Genomic DNA, 17,749 nt, shown 5'->3' with positions numbered 1-17,749 from the left:
TCCGATGATGGGTCACCAGCCCAATCGGGTGATGTACCCGAAAGGTGAAGTTGCAGTGCGGACGTCTGGGGCCATGAGGCCCCGGGTGGTGTGATCAATGGGGCTACGCAGTCGTAAAGGAACTTGCTTTGCGGTTGAAGGCATACATCGCGAAACCGCTCAGCCCGATGAAAGCGCAAGCACCGAAAACAATGTCGCCGAGGATGACGGCGGCGATCAGGATTAGAAGGTTCAACGCGAACAGGATTTTCATGACTGCCTCCTTGGCAGAAAGTGAAGGCGCTGAAATCAGCGCCTTGATGGGGGTTATGCAGCCTGGTTGGCACCCTGGGAAAGATCATTACCGAGGCCAGGGGCAAGCTGTTCACCGAACTGGTGGGCGACTTGCTGTCCCTGATTCAGGGGTTGCTCAGGTTGCTCCTGATTCAACACTTGATCAACACCAGGTTGTCCCTGATTGTCAGCGGGCGTGGTGGCGTTTTTAGGCTTCGCTTCGTACACCAGCTTGCCGTCAACCTTGATCCAGCCAATGAAGAGCAAACGGCCTTTGAGGCTTGCGCCGGCCTGACCCTTCTTGTCGCCTTTATCATAGGTGAAAGCATCAGCCCAGATGTCGCCAATTCGGAAGGAGACAAGCACCTTCTTCCTAGCTTCAACGGCCTGCTGGCAGCGTTTAACCAGCGATTCTGCCTCGGCTCCGACAACGTTGCAGTCGATGTAGGAGTACTCGGCGTTATCAGTCGCGCCGTGCAATGCTGCAACGGTTACACAGGTGAATGGTCGGCCCTTGCGGGGACTGACTTCACGGATACGGTTGAGGTAGCCGATGCCAGTGGTATGCAGGTCGAAGAATTTGGCTTCGTTGGATTGGTTGCTCATGAGGATTCTCCAGTTTCAATAGTGAAAGCGGAGAAACACTTCGCCCATGGGGGAAAGTATTCCCCGCGTGGGTTGGGATGTAGCAAGTTGGGTAGGCTTCCATCAATCGGGAGATTGATCAATCGCGCTTCCGGAAGCTTGGCGATTTTGGGGAGATCAACACCGCAGTGGGTGCAGCAGTCTTTCAGATCATGACTGCTCGGGCTGGGGTTACTGACGACGTCAGCAGCTCACGGTGACAAGCATGGAAATGGTGAAGAAGCTTGTCAAGCCCCTGGAATGAAAAAGCCCCTCAAGAGAGGGGCTGGGATCAGTGGGATCGATGACGCGGATTGAGCTTGGCAAGCCTGCGTTTGAGGTTTGGCCAGTCAGCCCATGCAGCCATCGCCATGCACACTGCGAGCAGCAACAGCAGCATGATCACGCCGAAAGTCGTTTGGCTCATCTCAAGATTCCTCCTGAGTCAGGTAGATTCCTGTCGACCAGATTAACACACCAACTGCCAATGCAAGTGCAGTCAGGATGCGATGCTCGCCCAGGAAGATACCGATTAAGCCAGCAGCGACCGCTGTCGTGCCAATTTTCCGGAGGTCTTCAGCGATTGCAGACAGTTTTTTGCGGCCCATGGCTTTCCTTGTGGGTTGATCGGAAAGCCTCCCACCGGGAGGTTTCCCGATGGGGGTTAGTGTGGTTCAGACGGTCAGGCGATGAGCTGGTCCAAAGGTCCGAACTTTGGAAGTGGGCCGACAAACGACGTCGAGGCAGGGGCGGCTTTTCGCACACTACTGCGTTTACGCTTCGGCTTTTCTGGTTTGGCTTCCTTGGTGTTTTCCTCATACCAGCGGTTCAGATCCACGCCTTTACGAGCGAGCGTAGGTGTCCTGGACAATTCGTCCCAGTCGTTGCGCGTGCTGCGCATAGGCAGACCCGCGGACGGTATGTCAGTGGACGGTAACTCCCTGGTCGCGCCGTCCTTCAACGAGCGACGACAGGCGGACACGAAGGCGCCAACGGAGTAGCCGACACGGAAAGAAATCGAGTGGGTGGGTTGTGCAGACATTGCGGTCATGGTGATTCTCCTGCGAGTCGAGAGAGCGCGGAGAAACACTGACCCTACGGGGAAGTGTATTCCCCGCTGGGTTTGCGGAAGGAGCTTCTATCGACGGAGGTCGATCGGTCGTGCTGCCAGAAGCTAAACGACCTTGGGTTGGTGGATCACACAAACTTCGTGCTGCAGCATTACGGATCCGAGCTGCATGGGGCATGTTGCTGACGACGTCAGCAGATCACGGCTTAATAATCGGAGCGGGGAAGGGATGTGTCAAGCGGAGGGGGCGGGAAGGGGGAGCGGGAGGGAGAAGGTCGGCTGGATCAGCCCTTGAAAGGTGACCCAGCCGTGTTTGAAAAAAAGTTGAAGGAGCCACCTGTGTCGGGAATCGTCGATCCCTGGGCATTGATCGTCTCGACTCTCATCACCTGGCCATTCTCGTGGCTTTGGCCAGCAAACATGAGGCACGCATCCGCGCACAAAAGGAGCCCGGCTTATCGCCGGCGGGCCACCGGCAAAGGAGAGAGTACCCATTGGGTAGCCTCATAGACCTTCGACAAGTCCATCAGGCTACCCAAGGGGAAGGAAAGAGGAGGGGCCACATTACCAATGTGGCCCTTGGATCAAAGAAGCACCGAACCTCTTGAAACTCTATGTGCCTGTGAACTCGATCATCACGAGTTAGACGGCTGCGCGACTAGAGAGAGCAGGGAGACACAGGGAGAGCTTTCAACCAGATCCGCACGCCCTTCCCGGAGCTATAGCGTGCTTACGGTTTGGTGTTGAGGCGAACCACAACACCTGGGCGCTACTGATGACCGTCAGTAGCCAGCGGGGTTGAACCAAAACTGATGTCATTATGGGTTGTACCATGGCCGGGATGCAAGGCTCGTAGGCGTTTTCGCGAGACGTCAACTGTCAATAGACCGCAACGACTGCTCCCTCTGGGACGGGCGCTGGAACGGCTATGGCCATGTTACCCACCTTCGGTGAGAACAACTGGCCAGACCTCTTCACACCAACGGTGGCGGACTCAGTGCGCTCGGTCAATGCGGCCGGCAGGCCGGCAGGAACCGTTCCCGCGATGTAGGTGTAGGACACACCACTCACGATGTATGTGGCGATCCCGCTTTGCTTGGTGTACCAGCCTGGAAGGTTTAGGGATGAGTCCGTCGGTGCTCCAGTAAACCCAGGGTTGGCCCGGGCATACTCTGCTGCGGCCGAGCGGTAGATCAACAGACTTCGGCTGAGGGCATCGATCGTGGCCTGCTCTGAAATGGTCTCGTCGGAAGACTGCATTTGAGAGCAGATACTCCCCGCTACGATCAGAAGCGTCATAGCGATCCAGTAGACGTACATGACGAGATCCTAATAAACAGTTTTATGGTTCAGTGTGGGTTTTTAATACGCCCTACGTTTTGCGATTTTTAATTTCGAATATTTTGCTTGAGGTAATGAAGAATTATTTTCGATTGCATCGAGGAACTCCTCTGGATCGTTAAGAGGAAGGCTTCTAAGGTAGGTAAGATCAAGATTCCACCATTCACTTTTGAGTAGACGCTGAATGGTTTCGGCACTGTGGCGGTATTTGATGATTTTTGCTGGATTCCCCCCGACTATTGCGTAGGGCGGTACATCTCGGGTCACTAGGGCCCTTGTAGCAATAATTGCACCTGTGCCGACGTTTACTCCCTCTAACACTGTAGCGCCATGGCCGATCCAAACGTCGTGTCCCACAGTAGCCCAAGATAGTTCAGGGGAGTAGGCTAATTCTCCAGCCTCGTATTGAAATGGATGCGTGCTCACCCAGTCTGTTGGGTGAGTGTGCTTCTCTTGCCCGAGCGTGCAGTCAGATCCGATAGAGCAAAAACGGCCAATTTCTGAGATCACAGACAATTTTGTTCCGCTTCGGATGTACGAGTGTGCACCAATCGACAATGAAGGGGGTTCTACCCGGATGTGTCCTAGGTTGACTCCCTCTTCAATGGTTGCACATGCCCGAGAGCTGAAAGTATTCGTACCCCCGGCTGCCTTTCCCCCCATTTTTCGGAAGACTTTCTTGAATTTTTTTTCCTTAAGTATCTTGAACATGTGTCTGGTCGCATCACAAAAGTTGAGGACAATGTTAACAAGTCTACTGCTCTCCAAAAAGCTTTTTTATCACATAGTGGGGTATTACCTTCGGGGCGGCAGTATAAGAACTCTTCGCCCCGCGATAGAGCAGCTGAGTCACCGCGTGCAGACACCGACGCCATAGTATCGGTCGGCAAAATAACTGCTGTTTTGGCCATATACCCCAGATGATGATTTAAGAGTATAACCGCTGGGGCATACCGGTACACAACTAAGCCAGTTGTTCATAACGCAGTTGACGACTAGGAAGTCGGCAGCCCCAGCTGATTTCCACGCACTGGATTGACAGGATGGCGTTTGGCACTGGCAAGTGAGCGGTGCACCGAGAGTGGTTTTCGACTGAATGCCAATCTTCGGGCAAGCTTGCCCTTCAACAGCCGTGCTCTCAATGTCCAAGTATTCCCCAACTGTCACACGCCCGTCTGCCTGCAGTGTGCCGCCGCGGATTTTTCCGCCGGTTAGCAGGCCCTTGTCGTTGAGGACCCTGACCCAGTCAGCATCGGACTGGTAGATACCTCCGCCCCACCTCTCGTTCACCCAGCCGGTGTTGTTCTGGCTTCTGAACCAGCCGTTCTTACTGGTGATGTCGCTCGTCGCGGTGACCGCGCCGGCATTGTTGATGTCGTTGCCACCCATATCGATCGCGGTGTTCATCCGGTTGTACTCAGGATGGCCTGGTACAGCGTTGCGGTAGAGGTAGTCGTTGGCCAGGTCGCCGTCGATCAAGAAGAGCGCGCTCGCAGTATGTCCCTGCCCAGGATTAATGCCGTAGTTGCTGAGGGCCACTTCCCATCCCCCACGCACGCCCTGGATGACTCCGGGCTTGAGTGACGATATGAAGCCGCCTGGCCCGCCAAGATGCTCAGCGATGCTCCGAATGCCGAGTTCCGGGATGACCTGGCCACCGGTGGTCACCACAATGGCCTCGAGCTGGTTCGCGTTCAGCCGCCTGGCCAGGCCGACGATGGTCTGGCCGAAGCTATTGGTCGAGCTGAAGCCAGCCGGCAGATACTTGGTGTTTTGCATCATGTCTACGGTGACCTGGACAGGCGTAGTCGGGCCAGCATTGCTGAGCACCACGGAGTAGTTGTCCTTGAGGTACTTGGCAAAAGCGTCAGCGACAGTCCGCTGGTGTTCCGCGGCGATCCGGTAGTCCTGCTGGTTGCCGTAATTGAGCATCCACCAACCTGCGAGAGACAGCATGATGCTCATCACTATCAGGCCGAACAGGCCATCAATGGTAAAAAATCCAGCCTGCCCGCGTTTACTGGCCATGCCAGAGACTCCTGTTCGATTGGGTGACGATGTCTTGCTCGATCATCTGAAGATGTCCGCTACGAATCTTCTCGCGGATGGACGGCGCGTCATCCAGGGCCAGTGACAGCGTTTGGAGTGTGAGTCGCGGCTGTCCGTGATCTGGACGGAGGAGGGTTTGGTGAATGACCACCGTCAGCCCCTGTGAGAGCACCTCCAGGGCATTCGGCATGATGGGCTCGGCAAGTACAGCCAGGCGTTGGATGGAGCTTCCGATGCTGCCGCCGTGCCCAGTGGAGAAAATGAGATGGCCATTGATGGATGCCTTGATGACTTCAGCGGCCGTGGCCGTGTCTCGAACTTCACCGACCAGGATGAGGTCTGCGCGAGTTCGAAGAGCTCGTATCAGCGTTTCTGAATAGCCGCCTTGCATACGGGAAACCGGCAATTGGATGCAGCGACCAGAGCCATGTTCGCCTTGGAGGAGCGTTTCAGGCGGGTCTTCTACAGTCAGGCCCAGGCCTCCGCGTGTTGTCAGGCGTGCCTTGACCGCCGAGGCTGCACTACTGGTCTTGCCGGTGCCCATCTCACCAGCGAAGTACACCAGACCCCGGGTGTCCTCGGCGAGCAGGCACTCGTAAATATGGTCCGGTAACCCGAGATCTTCGAGGGGGATGATGGTTGCTCTTGACCGATTCAACACAAAAAACGGCTTAGTGAAGACGTCCAGGTTGTACGTCACTCGCAAGAGCACGCGATCCTCCAACACGAGGGCGAACTCAGGCTCACGTGTTGTCTCGTACTGATGCAGACACCGCGCCCTCAGTTCCTGGATCTCGGTCGACCACTCCGTAGGAGCGGCGGCCTTGCGGGGCTGACCTGCCAGCCCCTTCACATCGGCAAAATCATGGCCAAGATAGAGGTCCACGAACTCAGCATCTGCAATCAAGCTCACGCTGGCAGCCTTCAGTAGGTAGTCCAGGAGATCGAGTTCATTTCGTTGGAGCAGCTTGTTGTAGCGGCGGCGGGAAGGACCTCGCCACTGGTTGCCGAGCCACCATTGATGGCGGTGGTGGTCTGCTTGTCCTTGGCGATCTTGGTGGTCAGCGTGATGCAAGCCGCTTTGGGGACGTTGCTCTCGGAGAGGGTAAAGGTCATGCCATTGCTCACAAGCGTGACGGCGCCGTTCCACTGGTTGGTCAGGGTGGTGCCCGAAACGCCCATTGAGCCGGTTCCGTCGATAGCGATCAGCGAAGGCACGAGATTAGTCCCCGATGTGCCATATCCAGAAGATCCCTTCAGCTTTTTGGCGTTGGTGATGATGGTGGTGATGTTGCTTTGCTCTACAGCGGCATCGGAGCTCCCCAGCATCTTGTAGCCGATCCAGGCGATGAAACCTAAGGCGATGGTAATGAGCATGATCCACATCACGCCGTCGATGGACAGGAAGCCACGTTGGTTTTTTGGGGTAGAGAGTGTCATTGGTTGCCTCTGGGCTGTGTGCTTAGTGTTGGATTGAGTCCATCAGGCCTATGGCCAGCTGGAAGATGCCGACCATCACGAAGATCATGAGCAGGCCCATGATTACTGCGGATAGGGCTGTAAGAGACTTCGAGACCGTTTCCACGCGCTTGAGCATTTGCTCGAGCCAGCGATTGGCGAACCTCTCCATCGATGCGGCGAAACTTTGGCGTGTGGCCAAGACCTGCAGAAAGTGAATGGCCATCGGATCCGGGAACTGGTGCCCGGCTAATTTGAGAGCTGTACCGAAGTCTTTACCTGAGCTGACGCCGTAGTTGATTGCGTCGATCCTTTCTCGCAGCCATGGAGAGGCGCTCCGGCTGAGAATGGTGAGCGCACTAAGCTGGCCCACCCCGGCGCGGAGCATCACTGACATGTTCAGCAGGAAGATTGAGCCGTGCAGGACTTTGTAAATTGACCAGGGGGGAATGCCTTCGAGTCGCATCCTGGTGGTCTGCAGTAGCAAGCTAAGCTGCGTTTTCCAAACCGGGCTGTTCGGTCGAACCTGCAGGCCGCAGAAATATGGAAGTGTCACGAACGAGACGACGACCAGAGTCAGCACGACTCCAACGATCAGAAGTCCGTAGTTCGTGACCACCTTGGAAATTACATAAAGCAGACTTGGGATGCCGGTCCACAGCTCTGGATCTTGCCGTTGAGCCATCGACGGTACCATCCAGGTGGCGATGACATACAGCAGCGCCCCCATGAGGCTCCATGTAATCGATGGAAGCGCTACGACGGAGACCACCAGGCGAGAAATGCGTTGACGGGCCTCGATGAGCCGGACGCAGTCCCGGAAAGCCTCCACCAGGTTGCCGGTTTTTTCCCCGGTATCGACCAGGGAAGCCTCGTCATATGGCAAGTGGCTCCTGCAGGCGTCGGCGAGAGATTTTCCTCCCCGCACGAGCATCGCCACCTGGCCACAAATGACTGACACTGGATGCATCGTTTTTCCGTCATTGCTGAACGCCTTGGCAACGGTCTCCAGTGCTTCTTCGATCGGGATACCGTCCTCCAGAACGCCCATCAGGCTCTCGTAAAACTGGATTCGCTCGTTCTTCCCAAACTGCTTTGCATAGAAGGTGACCGCCCAGCCCTGGGCGGCCTCCCGTACACCTGTCCAGAAGTCCTGAAGCAATTCAAACATCGGATTGCTCCATCAGCTGCCTGTCGAAGTCGAGCGGTCCAGCGAAGAGCTCGGCATCGCGTGGGTCTACTTCCCCGCTGGTGACTTTCATGATCCCGTGGGCGATCTTGGTGATGCCGCCCATCTCGTTGACCCAGTATCTGCGCGCAGCGCTTGCGCCGCGCTTGGTGAACGTATCCATGAGCTTGACGTTGGTCAGCAAGGTTTCGGCGATAACGGTTCGATCGACGACCCCAAGGTTCCTGCACTTGCTGCAACCTTCACCGACCAGATTGACTTGGTCGACGATCTGCAGTTGCTTCAGCCGGGCGAAGAGGTCCTTGCTGATGCCGTGGGTATGGTCACGCAGCGGGATCCGGCAGGCAGGGCAGAGCACCGGCACTAATGACTGGTTAGCGATCCCAGTGGTCAGCAGCGGATCAGTGACCAGGTAATCAGCCACGCCCATGTCAATCAGGCGCTGGATGGTGGCGATCACGTTGTTCGTGTGCAGAGTCGACCAGCTCTGGTGACCAGTCATGGCGCCGGTGTACGCCGCCTGGGCTGACGCCAGGTCGCGCAATTCACCGTACATGAGGACATCTGGGTCAAGCCGTACGGCATTGGTAATACCGTCACCCCAAGTCTCGCCGGCGTAGATCGGTGACTGGTTAGCCTTGAGCGGATACTCAGGAGGATGCTCGAGCGTGAGGATGTGCCTGGAGCCACCAGTCTCGTCATACAGGGCGTTGAGGTTGACCTGCAGGGTCTTGGATTTGCCGGATCCTGTTGGGCCAGTAATCAGGTTCAGTCCATAAGGCAGGCTCCGCAGTCTTCTGAAGTGCTCGATCTGCTGAGTCAGGAACCCGAGCTCCTCGAAGCTCTGCTTGGAGGTATCGTCGTACAGCAGACGCATCACCATCAGCGGGCCATCCACCAACGGCCGAGTTGCAACCCGAGCGCCGTACAGGCCCAGTTGGTCGACGAACTTACGGCTGACGCGGGCATCCTGAGCGATGTGGGGCTGGTAGTAATCGCCAGAAACATCGCACATGCTGTTGTACAGAGCAGCGCAGAATTCACGCCCTACGTCGCTCTTTTCCTGGCGCACCTCCTGAAGGACCCCATACAGCCGATACTTGATCCGGGTGACATCGTGCGAAACGACGATGTGAACATCACTTGCGCCGCGCCGGTGGGCATCCCCCATGAACTCCACCACCTGGGCTTGGCGCTGGGTTTCGACAAGTGCCTTCATGCCCCTCGACGCCGAGGCTTGGTACAGCGTCTTGATCTCAGTCATCGAGGCTGAGACCACTTCGTAGTCAATGCCTTTGTGCTCAAGCTGATCCATGAATGCCATCACATAGGGATCACTGACGTGTTGGGGTGATATGTACAGCTTCCCATCGGCGGTCATGGCCAGGACCTGGCGCAAGTCGTCCTTAATCGCATGAGGGCCGCCTGGGGCGGTCAGCACCGCTACTGGCAACGGCGCCAAAGTCAGTTCGGCAGGCTCAAGATCGACGGGCTCTGCGGATAGCTCGGTCATGGTCAATACTCCTCAGGGTTGGCCGGGCAGGAGGCCGGGGAGGCTCTGTTGTGGCTGAGACACCACCCGGTTACCGAATCCAAGTGGGTATCGCTTTCCCTCCTTGCTCAGCACGACCCCATCGAGCGTGATTTGTTGGACCCGGAAACCGTTCGGCAGCTCGCTGCCAGGCTTGGCGTCAAGCTCGCTGCCGTCGCTGTAGATCAGGCTTGCCCGCAGTTTCTGTCCGGAGCCGCTGATTTCTTTCACCACCGGCAATGCCGATTGGCGCGGCCCTGGGGATGTAGCCGTCATGGCGGGAGTGAGCCCGACAGTAGGAAACTGCGTCACTGGCTGGGGGGGGCTAGGTAGTGTGCCGTTTGCCTCGAGCTCTGCCTTCGCGCGTTCGGCTTTTGCCTTGAACAAGATGGTTTCGCTCTGCACCTTGCCGAGCTCGCCGACGCTGATGGCTGAGAGATCTGTCGCTGTCTGTGCTCCGGCAATTGGCATCCAGAGCGTGAGCAGGATCAGGTTGAAGTTATTTCGCATACAGGACTCCTGTGACTGACCAGATAAGGTGGTCGGCCTTGTATTCGGTCTTGATCTCCTGCAGGCGCAGCCCTTGGGTTGGAGCGCCATTGAAGGAGTCGTAGGGCAGCACGCCAGAGGTGTACGACAGCTGGTACTGCTGCCACTGGGGAGGCGGCGGCGGAGGTGGCGTGGGTTGACCTGGCAGAGCAGGTTCCTGAGGCGTAACAACGGGGATCGGTTGCAACTGCGGTTCCTGGGAGAAACCGTGGAACCAACTGGTCAAATTCTCCAGAGCATCTCTGGCCTCAATGAGGGCGTCGTCACCGGCAGCATCAAGGGAAATGTCGAATTTCAGCAGCCCGGTCTTCCCCTGATTGATGAACTCCGGGCGGATAGAGAAGAGTTCTGCGACAGCCATCGTGAACTCGTGAGCGGTGCTGTTACCTGCGCGTTCGTAGGTCGCAATAACCTGTGAACTGTTGCACTTTGCCTCCATGAAGGGCCAGCCGCGGATACTCAGCGGCAACCGGTTCATGAACCTGCTGCAGGCCTCAACGAAATCGGTGACCGAGGGCTGTTTCGCCCAGGGGTGCTCCAGCGCCTGGATGGGTTGTTCCGTGCCTGTTTGCCTCTGCAGCTCGGCCAGCTCCTCGAGGCGTTTCTTCTCCGCCTCGATGGCAGCTTGACGCGCGATCTCTGCCTGATGGGATTTCCATTGTGACCAGGCCAGTAGCCCTCCACCGATCAAGAGGGCCACCAGGAGCAACTGAGCCAGCTCAGGCTTGGACATACCGAACACGAGTGGACGCAGCCGGTATTCACGCTTGAGCCGGGACGGCTGGAGCAGCTCATCAATATCGATGAGGTCGCCGCCCATGCCAAACTCGGTTGGTAAGAACTCTCGCTCAAACTGGATGCCGCGACTGCGTTGCTGCAACACCCGTTTACGGACTTCCGATGCCGTGGCAATCAGGTCGCAACCCGGGATGATCCTGCCCTCATGGACAGCGACGATGGCATAGCGATCTTGATCGGCGTCGACGGCCCAGGCAGCAATCCATGAATCACCGAGCTGGCCAGCCAAGGTCGCAGCCAGCGAGTACATGCCTTTGTGAACGTCAGCGGAGCGGGAAACAAAGCCCGCCTGGATCATGAGCGACGTTCTTCGGATAGCCACGATGTCCAGGCCGTGCTCATGGCCATACTGACGGGCTTCCTTCATGTAGCTGGTCATGTTGCCCAGGGGCGTCCAGAGCATGCCAGTGACGAAGACACGCCCTCGGTGCTGGATGGTCTGCACCCGGCTCGAAGGTTTGTGTGTATCGGTGTTCATGAGCGCCGCCACTTACAGGTTGTCCGGGAGGACGATTGGTGTCACCAGTACCACCAGGGCGCTGTGGGACGTCGATCGGGTTCGCCCACCGCCCAAGCCAAAGAAGCTAGGACTGCCAACGCCGGATTTACGGGCGTCATCCCCGTTCTCATCGAACCCAGTCAGAATCAATGTCTCACCGCTGCGCAGACGGACCTTTGGCGCTACGTTCTTGGTGTCGTAGTCCGTGGTCTGGACCTTGGAGTCGTTGCTCTCGAAGTCCTTGAAGATTGGCTTGCTGCTGATGCTGAGGGTGATCATCAGCAGCATGTTTTCTTTGTCCAGGAGCTTGGGCAGCAGCATCATGTTGAAGCCACTGGTGATCGTCGCCGGTGTCAGTGCGGTGCTGGAACCAACGGAAGCGGTGGTGGTGGTCGAGCTGGAGGCGACATAGCTTTGGACGTTGCCGATCTGGATCGGTGCCGGCTGCAGGTTCAGCGTGGTCACCGATGGCGACCGCACTTCGGAGACGCGCCCCTGTTCTGACAGGGCTTGCACGACGGCCTTGGAGCCTGCCCACGGAGAGCTGGACGTATCGAGAATGCTGCCGCTGGCAGAGATCGCCTCGGAACTGATGCCGGCGACGGTGTTGCTCAGGCCGAAACCCCATTTCCCGGAGATGGACTTGTAGACAGCGCTCCAGTTGACCGCCGTCTGGTCGCTGTCGCTGAAGTTAACCTCGTAGACCTTGACGTTGAACAGCACCTGTCGAGTGATGCTGCGGTTGGTATCTTTCAGGTAGGACGAGATTCGATTCAGCACCTCCGGCCGGTCGCTGACGGTGAGCGTGCCGGTAGAGCGAGAGAGATACAGCCGCCCTGGAGGCTGCATGCTGAGCATGGCCTTGACGTTGCTCTCGATGTCGCTCATCAGTGAGGTTTTGTAGGTCGACTTGGTGCTCTGGTTGCTGCCGGATTCACCCGTGGCTCCCCCCGAAGAATTCGAAGAGCCCGAGTCGCCGTTGCCGGTGGAGGTCAGCAGGCCCGACTTGACGGTACTCTCGATCTCCAACTCGTCACCGAATGTCCACACGTCGAAGGTGCGGGTGTCGAAGTAGGTAATGCGCACGCCCTGCAGCTCAGAGTCGAAGTGCCACGACAGCCCCAGGCGTGAGGTGGCCTGGTTAAGCAGCCCGGAGGTTTTGCCGTTGTAGTTCAGCCCGGAGATCAGTCCTCCGTTGCTGAGGCCCAAGTCGAATGAGCTTGCGCTGCCAGGCATTGCCCCCGCCATGCCATTTGGCAGAAGACCCGCTAGGCTGTCTGGATCAGGTACAGCCTGAGCGGCGCCGCGAGCGGTAGTGCCGGCAGACTTCGCGGAGAGGATCCCGGGGTTCAATGCGTCAGGCGCTACAATGACCTGCAGCCCAGTTTCCTTGGTGATCAGCTGAGCCACGTCGGTGATCGACACTGGGCCTGCAGGCCGATAGGCAATGTCACGGTCCAGGCTGAACGGGAGCCCGCGCCTGGTCACCAGGGGCTCAGTGGAAACCCAGGGCTTGCTGCTGAAAACGACCGTGTCGCGGTTTTGTTGTGGCTGCTGGTTCTGCAGGAACTTGGTGTACTGGCCAGCCGTGCGGCCCTGGAACTCTGCTCGGTCGAACGACTCATTAACCCGTTGCACGGCACAGCTGCACAGCAGGGCGAAGGCGATCGGGGTCAATGCCCAGCGGACCCAAGGAAACTTGTTCATTTCTTCTTCCTCTCAGCGACGTACAAGACGCTCTGGGAGCCTTCGCTACCGTCGACGACGAAGGATCGCGGGGCATTGTCGTAGAGCGGGAACAGCTGCTTGATGGCTTCCTGGAACGGGCCTTCGAAGTGCAGCGGTGCCTCGATCGGATAGTTGAGGTCTTCCTGGGCCCAGATCACGCGCCACCGGGCTTTTTTGGCCCATTCCTCAACGGTATCGCGCAGGGTTGATCCAACTTCGGCCGTCCATACTTGGGGCAGCGGCCGGGGTGGTGTGGCGGGCTTGACCTCGATGGCCGGGGCCACCACTGCTGTAGTGGTCACGGCAGCCGCTGGCTTGGATGCTGCAAGTTGGTTGGGCGCATTCGGTGCTGGGGACGCAGGTGTCGAAGGTTTAGCAGCGGTGGTTACCATCGCAGCCGGGATAGAGCCATCCTTGGCGGGTGCCACTGGGGGGAGCGCGAGAGCCACTGGCGCTGGGGCTGCGACAGCGGGTGTAGTCGTGGAGATAGGGGCGGGAGTAGGCACTGCGGCAACGACCACGCCTGGCGTCGAGGCTGGTGTGGCGGCGCTGGTTCCAGGAGCCCGTGCTTTGTCGGCGTAGAGTTGGCCTGCCGGCGTCGACGGGGCTGGCAATTGGTAACCGGGGCGAAGCACGAAGCACACCTGACGGTTCACTTCATCGATCTTCACCTGCCAGGCTGGGCCGGCGAGGACCTGTAGGGTATTGCGAAGCGTCATCGGGCCAAGTTTGTACTGGGCTGCCGGCAGAGGTCGGGTGTACAGGATGTTGACGTGCTGCGAGCTGGGCGGGCAGAGGGCGTACCCTGACCGGTCGACCACGTAGAGCATGGCATCCCGAACGCTTGGGTTCATGCTGGAAGGGATGGTCACGTCGATGATCTGTGCCATCAGGTCGCGCTGGCTCGCATCGGGTTGGGTGCTCACCAAGGTGTAGCGGCCATACCGAACGACCGGTTCCTTCTCCGGACTTGCACCGTTCGGGTAGATGTCCGGAGACAGCCATTCGGGATTACGGCTGCTATCGAACGCCGGCTTCGGCGGCTGCTCAGCCTTCTGAATCGCACAACCCGCAACGAGTGCGGCGAGCGAGAGAGTGGTCAACTGCCTGATCATGAGGCCCCCTTTAGTAATGAGGGCACATTGGCAGCCGAGCGTTTCTCTCGCAGCAGGAAATAAATATCACGCAGCGTTGGAATTTTCGGCGCACTGGGTCAATGTCAAGGTCAGCCAAGATTGGGGATGATTCGCGCCCACGGGACGTTGGCCGTCAGCGCGTATGGCAGCTTTCGACCCAGAGCTGGCAGTCGCTTAGATCACCTGACGGCCTACAACGGCCGTTCGCCGACCAAGTTTGGCGGCAAGTCATCGGCCAAAGCCGACTTTGGAACGCCCGGGTTCCATGTCAGCGATCGGCGGATTGCTGACGGTTGGCCTACCCTCGCTACCACATTCGATTGGTTTTTGTCATATTATTCGCGGTAGTGCGTCTGGTGGGAAAATTCGGAATTTTCGTAAATTCGGTAACTCGCCAAAGCGGTTTGACACATGGAATTGAACGACCGACGATCTGTCGCGTTGCGACCTCAATCAGCAGGTTCACGAGATCCACTTCGGTGGAGATTTCCAAAGATGGCTGACACTCGTGATTTGACCAAATTCGTCGATCGTCTCATGCTTAGTCTCATGCAGCAAAATTAGTTCAAAGGTGAGGGGAACTTGGTAGACCATAAGAAGTGCGCGCTTTGCCCAAACACCTTGTCAGCCAAGAATAGGACGAAAGAGCACATCATTCCTAATGCGATTGGAGGCAGAAAAAAGACGACAGGCTTTATCTGCAACGATTGCAATAACAACCTTGGTGAACGGTGGGATGCTGAGATTGCCAGACAACTCAATTGGTTCTCTTTGGCAGTAGGGATCAGCAGAGAACGGGGTGAGCCGCCCAAACAGATCGTACAAACCATCGATTGCGACAAATACTGGTTGCTCAGTGACGGATCCTTTACACCGGAGAAATCTTCTTACTCGGAAGTGGATCTTGGCAGCGCGACCAGAATAAATTTGACGGCCAAGACCATTGAGGAGGCGAAGCAGCGGCTCAAAGGTATTGCTAGAAAGTATCCGAAATTCGATGTTCAGAAGGCTCTCAATGAGTTGACTGTAACGACCGAATACCTTGATTCGCCCCTTCATGTTAGCTTGTCTCTAGGCGGACCCGATGCTGGCAGGTCGGTGGTTAAGACGGCCTTTGCCTTTGCATCTGAGTGTGGCATCCCGCATGAACAATGTGAACAAGCGCTAGAGTATCTGCTGAATCCAAATCTCCAGACCTTTCCGTTTGGTTTTGCTTACCTGTCCGACTTGGTCGAAGACAGGCCAACGGATAAGATTTTTCATTGCGTTTCGTTGCACGGCGATCCTAAGAAAAAGCGTCTGTGGTCCTACATAGAATATTTCGGGATGTTCAGGCTCGTTGTTCTTCTGAGCGACGTATACAACGGCCCTTATAAGAACGAGGTATACGCTATCGATCCGATCAAGGGAGAACGGATTGCCGTCAAGATAAAGATGCAAATCAATGAGGCAGAATTCACTGCACTGATGGTAGGAGAAGGCTTCGATCAGGATAAACACAAGGCAGCTGCGGACTACGCTCTTCCAATCATATTGGATAGGGGTAGGAGCCGAACCTTGGAGCGGACGGTAAATGAAGGCTTTGAGCATGCTGCAAAGCGGCTTGGAATAAAAGAGGGGGAGGTTGTTCCCAAGGAGAAGGCTGCGGAATTTACCGGGCTTATGATGGAGAAAATTTCTCCGTTCATAAAACACTTGGTTCGAAATGGCCGTCGGGATGGTCGTTCATAAGCAATCTGCTCGTGTGTGGGACCTCTAAGCCCTGATATCCAATGCAGCAGAAGAAGACATCGTGCGGCTGGTCTATGCCTCCTCTGTCACCAATCGGCTCCGTTGCTGACGTACAACTGAGCCTTTATCAGCTATAGCTGATAACCGCGTGTTGAGTGTCGGTCGGATTTCGGCGTGGACCAGCCGTTCGAGTGATCTTACTAGGACTCAGGCGAGCGGCAGAAGCTGGCCGTCCGCCGCCGGTGGCTAAGGGCGGCAATGGGTCGATAGCAGTCGTTCGCGACTGGCCGCTTTCGACCCATAGCGGACATTTGCGACTGTTGAGTTCGGCAGAGGAGCACTGAACCCAGCGGCATTGCCATTTATCGCCCTCAAGGTGTAGTAGTACGATTTAGCGCGTTGAACCCCGATGAAGGCATCATCCCCAGGATGGTAGCTTTTTTGTCGTTATCATCGACTGATAAGAATAAAGTTGAGATATAGTCCGGCTTATCGGGAGCGTCAAGCCCTAATGCTCTCTCAACATTTTCAATGCAGCCGCTGTGGGTGACCAAAACAAGATTATGGCCTTTGAGTTTGTGTTTAAACGCATCCTCTAAAAGTGAATTCTCACATGAGGCTAACCACTCTTGACCCTCGGCCTTTTCATTGAACATTGCAGTGGCGGTTTGCTTGGTTCTGGTCACAGGGCTGTAAAAGACATCTGTTTTGGTTAGACCCAGCGCTCTGTACATACCGCCCAATCTCACCGCCTCGCCTCTACCTCGCGCTGTGATGCCGTCAGGAAGCGACAGACACGGAGCATCCGATTGATCGCATCGCTCTGCATGGCGTACGATCGCTATAATTTCTCCCTTGCCCCATGCGATCTTGACGTTTTCCAGCTCCACTGGGGAGGCATGTTCCAGCGACTGTGGACTGGTTGATTTTCCCCACGAATAAACGGTCACACCTGAGGCAACAATACACATAGCTGCCAGAAGAATCTTACAGCTTCTTAACAGTCCCGCAGGGACTGGTTTACTTGCAGTAGTTATCTCAACCTTTTTGTTCACAGCCAAAGACCTATTAAAAACGTTGTCGCTTCGAAAAGTTTGTGAGACTTTTCAGTCCTGGTTTCGGCTCTGCCATCGCAACAGATCACAAAAATTAGTGAAAAATTGACGGGCGACCGATGCTTCGTCAGTTATTGCTGGTACGGTAAACTTCAATGATTCGGTTGCGACCTTGCTCTGCGAGCAAGTAATGATGAGGGGCAATTTGCATGATGGTTTGTGCAGAACGAAGATGATTCAGAATCACCTGGAGATTTCCGGAAGCATCCAGAAGCAGCAACCGAGCTCCATGGGTCGCATCTTCTGTAATCCAAAGGCCATCATCGGAACATTCGACAAACCCTGGCGCGTTTAGCCCATCAACCACGAGTTTGTCCCGGCCCTCCTGCTGCCACAGCTTGACCCAGCCCTTGGCCTTTTCGGTGTAAAACAGGCGGCCGTCGTTGCACAGACTAAGGCCTTCACCTTCCGCCAAGCCGTCCCGAAGCACGCTCAGGGAGCGCGATTCAGGCTCATAGCGGAGTAGCCTCCCCGACTTCATATCTTCGATAGCAAAAAGCACCCGGCCATTGGTCGTGATGCCCTCGACGTTGTTCGCTTCGAACAGGGCTTCGGCTTTTCCGTCATGTAGCCATAACACCGGCAGTTTTCCGCCTTCCTGTCCGGTTACCAGGCCTCCTCGGTACATCACTTGCCCGTCCGGTTTGGACAAGCCTGTC

Annotated in this window: 19 protein-coding genes; 1 reads left to right on the top strand and 18 read right to left on the bottom strand. The window is 56.5% G+C overall.

Translation table 11 applies throughout. The annotated features are described in order from the left end of the window. Positions 1-103 precede the first annotated feature (103 nt). The 16 genes from F6X59_RS07605 to F6X59_RS07535 all read right to left on the bottom strand — a co-directional run bounded on the left by F6X59_RS07605 (position 104) and on the right by F6X59_RS07535 (position 14,223). Entirely contained in the window at positions 104-253 is a 150-nt protein-coding gene (locus F6X59_RS07605; RefSeq protein ID WP_152955701.1) for a hypothetical protein, read from the bottom strand. A gap of 53 nt (positions 254-306) precedes the next feature. Next, positions 307-879 (bottom strand): STY4534 family ICE replication protein, encoded by a 573-nt coding sequence (locus F6X59_RS07600; RefSeq protein ID WP_152955700.1) that lies wholly within the window; start codon positions 877-879, stop codon positions 307-309. A gap of 310 nt (positions 880-1,189) precedes the next feature. Next, positions 1,190-1,324, bottom strand: coding sequence for a hypothetical protein (locus tag F6X59_RS28615; RefSeq protein ID WP_256669128.1), 135 nt, complete (start codon positions 1,322-1,324; stop codon positions 1,190-1,192). Position 1,325: 1 nt separating this feature from the next. Then, entirely contained in the window at positions 1,326-1,505 is a 180-nt protein-coding gene (locus tag F6X59_RS07595; RefSeq protein WP_136916169.1) for a hypothetical protein, read from the bottom strand. Positions 1,506-1,579: 74 nt separating this feature from the next. Then, positions 1,580-1,948 (bottom strand): hypothetical protein, encoded by a 369-nt coding sequence (locus tag F6X59_RS07590; protein ID WP_152955699.1) that lies wholly within the window; start codon positions 1,946-1,948, stop codon positions 1,580-1,582. Positions 1,949-2,845: 897 nt separating this feature from the next. Continuing rightward, the gene (pilM, locus tag F6X59_RS07585) at positions 2,846-3,286 is read right to left on the bottom strand and encodes a type IV pilus biogenesis protein PilM (protein ID WP_028700178.1); all 441 of its coding nucleotides are present in this window, start codon (positions 3,284-3,286) and stop codon (positions 2,846-2,848) included. 42 nt (positions 3,287-3,328) lie between these two features. Continuing rightward, positions 3,329-4,018, bottom strand: a complete 690-nt coding sequence (locus F6X59_RS07580) for a CatB-related O-acetyltransferase (protein WP_080694048.1) — start codon at positions 4,016-4,018, stop codon at positions 3,329-3,331. Positions 4,019-4,156: 138 nt separating this feature from the next. Further along, positions 4,157-5,335 (bottom strand): shufflon system plasmid conjugative transfer pilus tip adhesin PilV, encoded by a 1,179-nt coding sequence (pilV, locus tag F6X59_RS07575; protein ID WP_152955698.1) that lies wholly within the window; start codon positions 5,333-5,335, stop codon positions 4,157-4,159. Continuing rightward, the gene (locus F6X59_RS07570) at positions 5,325-6,269 is read right to left on the bottom strand and encodes an ATPase, T2SS/T4P/T4SS family (protein ID WP_028700180.1); all 945 of its coding nucleotides are present in this window, start codon (positions 6,267-6,269) and stop codon (positions 5,325-5,327) included. The genes pilV and F6X59_RS07570 overlap by 11 nt, the downstream gene beginning before the upstream one ends. 11 nt (positions 6,270-6,280) lie before the next feature. Beyond that, on the bottom strand, positions 6,281-6,796 hold the full coding sequence (locus F6X59_RS07565) for a type 4 pilus major pilin (RefSeq protein ID WP_023628939.1): 516 nt from the start codon (positions 6,794-6,796) through the stop codon (positions 6,281-6,283). 22 nt (positions 6,797-6,818) lie between these two features. Beyond that, on the bottom strand, positions 6,819-7,985 hold the full coding sequence (locus F6X59_RS07560; protein ID WP_152955697.1) for a type II secretion system F family protein: 1,167 nt from the start codon (positions 7,983-7,985) through the stop codon (positions 6,819-6,821). Then, the gene (locus tag F6X59_RS07555; protein WP_152955696.1) at positions 7,978-9,516 is read right to left on the bottom strand and encodes a GspE/PulE family protein; all 1,539 of its coding nucleotides are present in this window, start codon (positions 9,514-9,516) and stop codon (positions 7,978-7,980) included. Before F6X59_RS07555 ends, F6X59_RS07560 begins: the two co-directional genes overlap by 8 nt. A gap of 12 nt (positions 9,517-9,528) precedes the next feature. Further along, positions 9,529-10,044 (bottom strand): type IV pilus biogenesis protein PilP, encoded by a 516-nt coding sequence (pilP, locus tag F6X59_RS07550; RefSeq protein WP_178120047.1) that lies wholly within the window; start codon positions 10,042-10,044, stop codon positions 9,529-9,531. Then, entirely contained in the window at positions 10,034-11,359 is a 1,326-nt protein-coding gene (pilO2, locus tag F6X59_RS07545) for a type 4b pilus protein PilO2 (RefSeq protein ID WP_028692969.1), read from the bottom strand. Before pilO2 ends, pilP begins: the two co-directional genes overlap by 11 nt. Positions 11,360-11,371: 12 nt before the next feature. Next, positions 11,372-13,087: a PilN family type IVB pilus formation outer membrane protein gene (locus F6X59_RS07540; protein ID WP_152955694.1), complete on the bottom strand. Its 1,716-nt coding sequence runs from the start codon at positions 13,085-13,087 to the stop codon at positions 11,372-11,374. Continuing rightward, positions 13,084-14,223 (bottom strand): TcpQ domain-containing protein, encoded by a 1,140-nt coding sequence (locus F6X59_RS07535; protein ID WP_152955693.1) that lies wholly within the window; start codon positions 14,221-14,223, stop codon positions 13,084-13,086. The genes F6X59_RS07540 and F6X59_RS07535 overlap by 4 nt, the downstream gene beginning before the upstream one ends. Positions 14,224-14,826: 603 nt before the next feature. Here F6X59_RS07535 and F6X59_RS07530 point away from each other — a divergent pair. Further along, on the top strand, positions 14,827-15,975 hold the full coding sequence (locus F6X59_RS07530; protein WP_152955692.1) for an HNH endonuclease: 1,149 nt from the start codon (positions 14,827-14,829) through the stop codon (positions 15,973-15,975). 371 nt (positions 15,976-16,346) lie between these two features. On the opposite strand, the gene F6X59_RS07525 is transcribed toward F6X59_RS07530, so the two are convergent. Beyond that, on the bottom strand, positions 16,347-17,030 hold the full coding sequence (locus F6X59_RS07525; RefSeq protein ID WP_152955691.1) for a histidine phosphatase family protein: 684 nt from the start codon (positions 17,028-17,030) through the stop codon (positions 16,347-16,349). Positions 17,031-17,157: 127 nt separating this feature from the next. Further along, on the bottom strand, positions 17,158-17,749 hold a 592-nt coding region (locus tag F6X59_RS28360), incomplete at its 5' end, for a hypothetical protein (protein ID WP_178120046.1).

The sequence above is a fragment of the Pseudomonas sp. MN1F genome (assembly GCF_009391885.1).
Taxonomy (GTDB): Bacteria; Pseudomonadota; Gammaproteobacteria; order Pseudomonadales; family Pseudomonadaceae; genus Aquipseudomonas.
The sequence above is the reverse complement of the archived record's forward strand: the minus strand, read 5'-3'. Positions and strand labels throughout refer to the sequence as shown.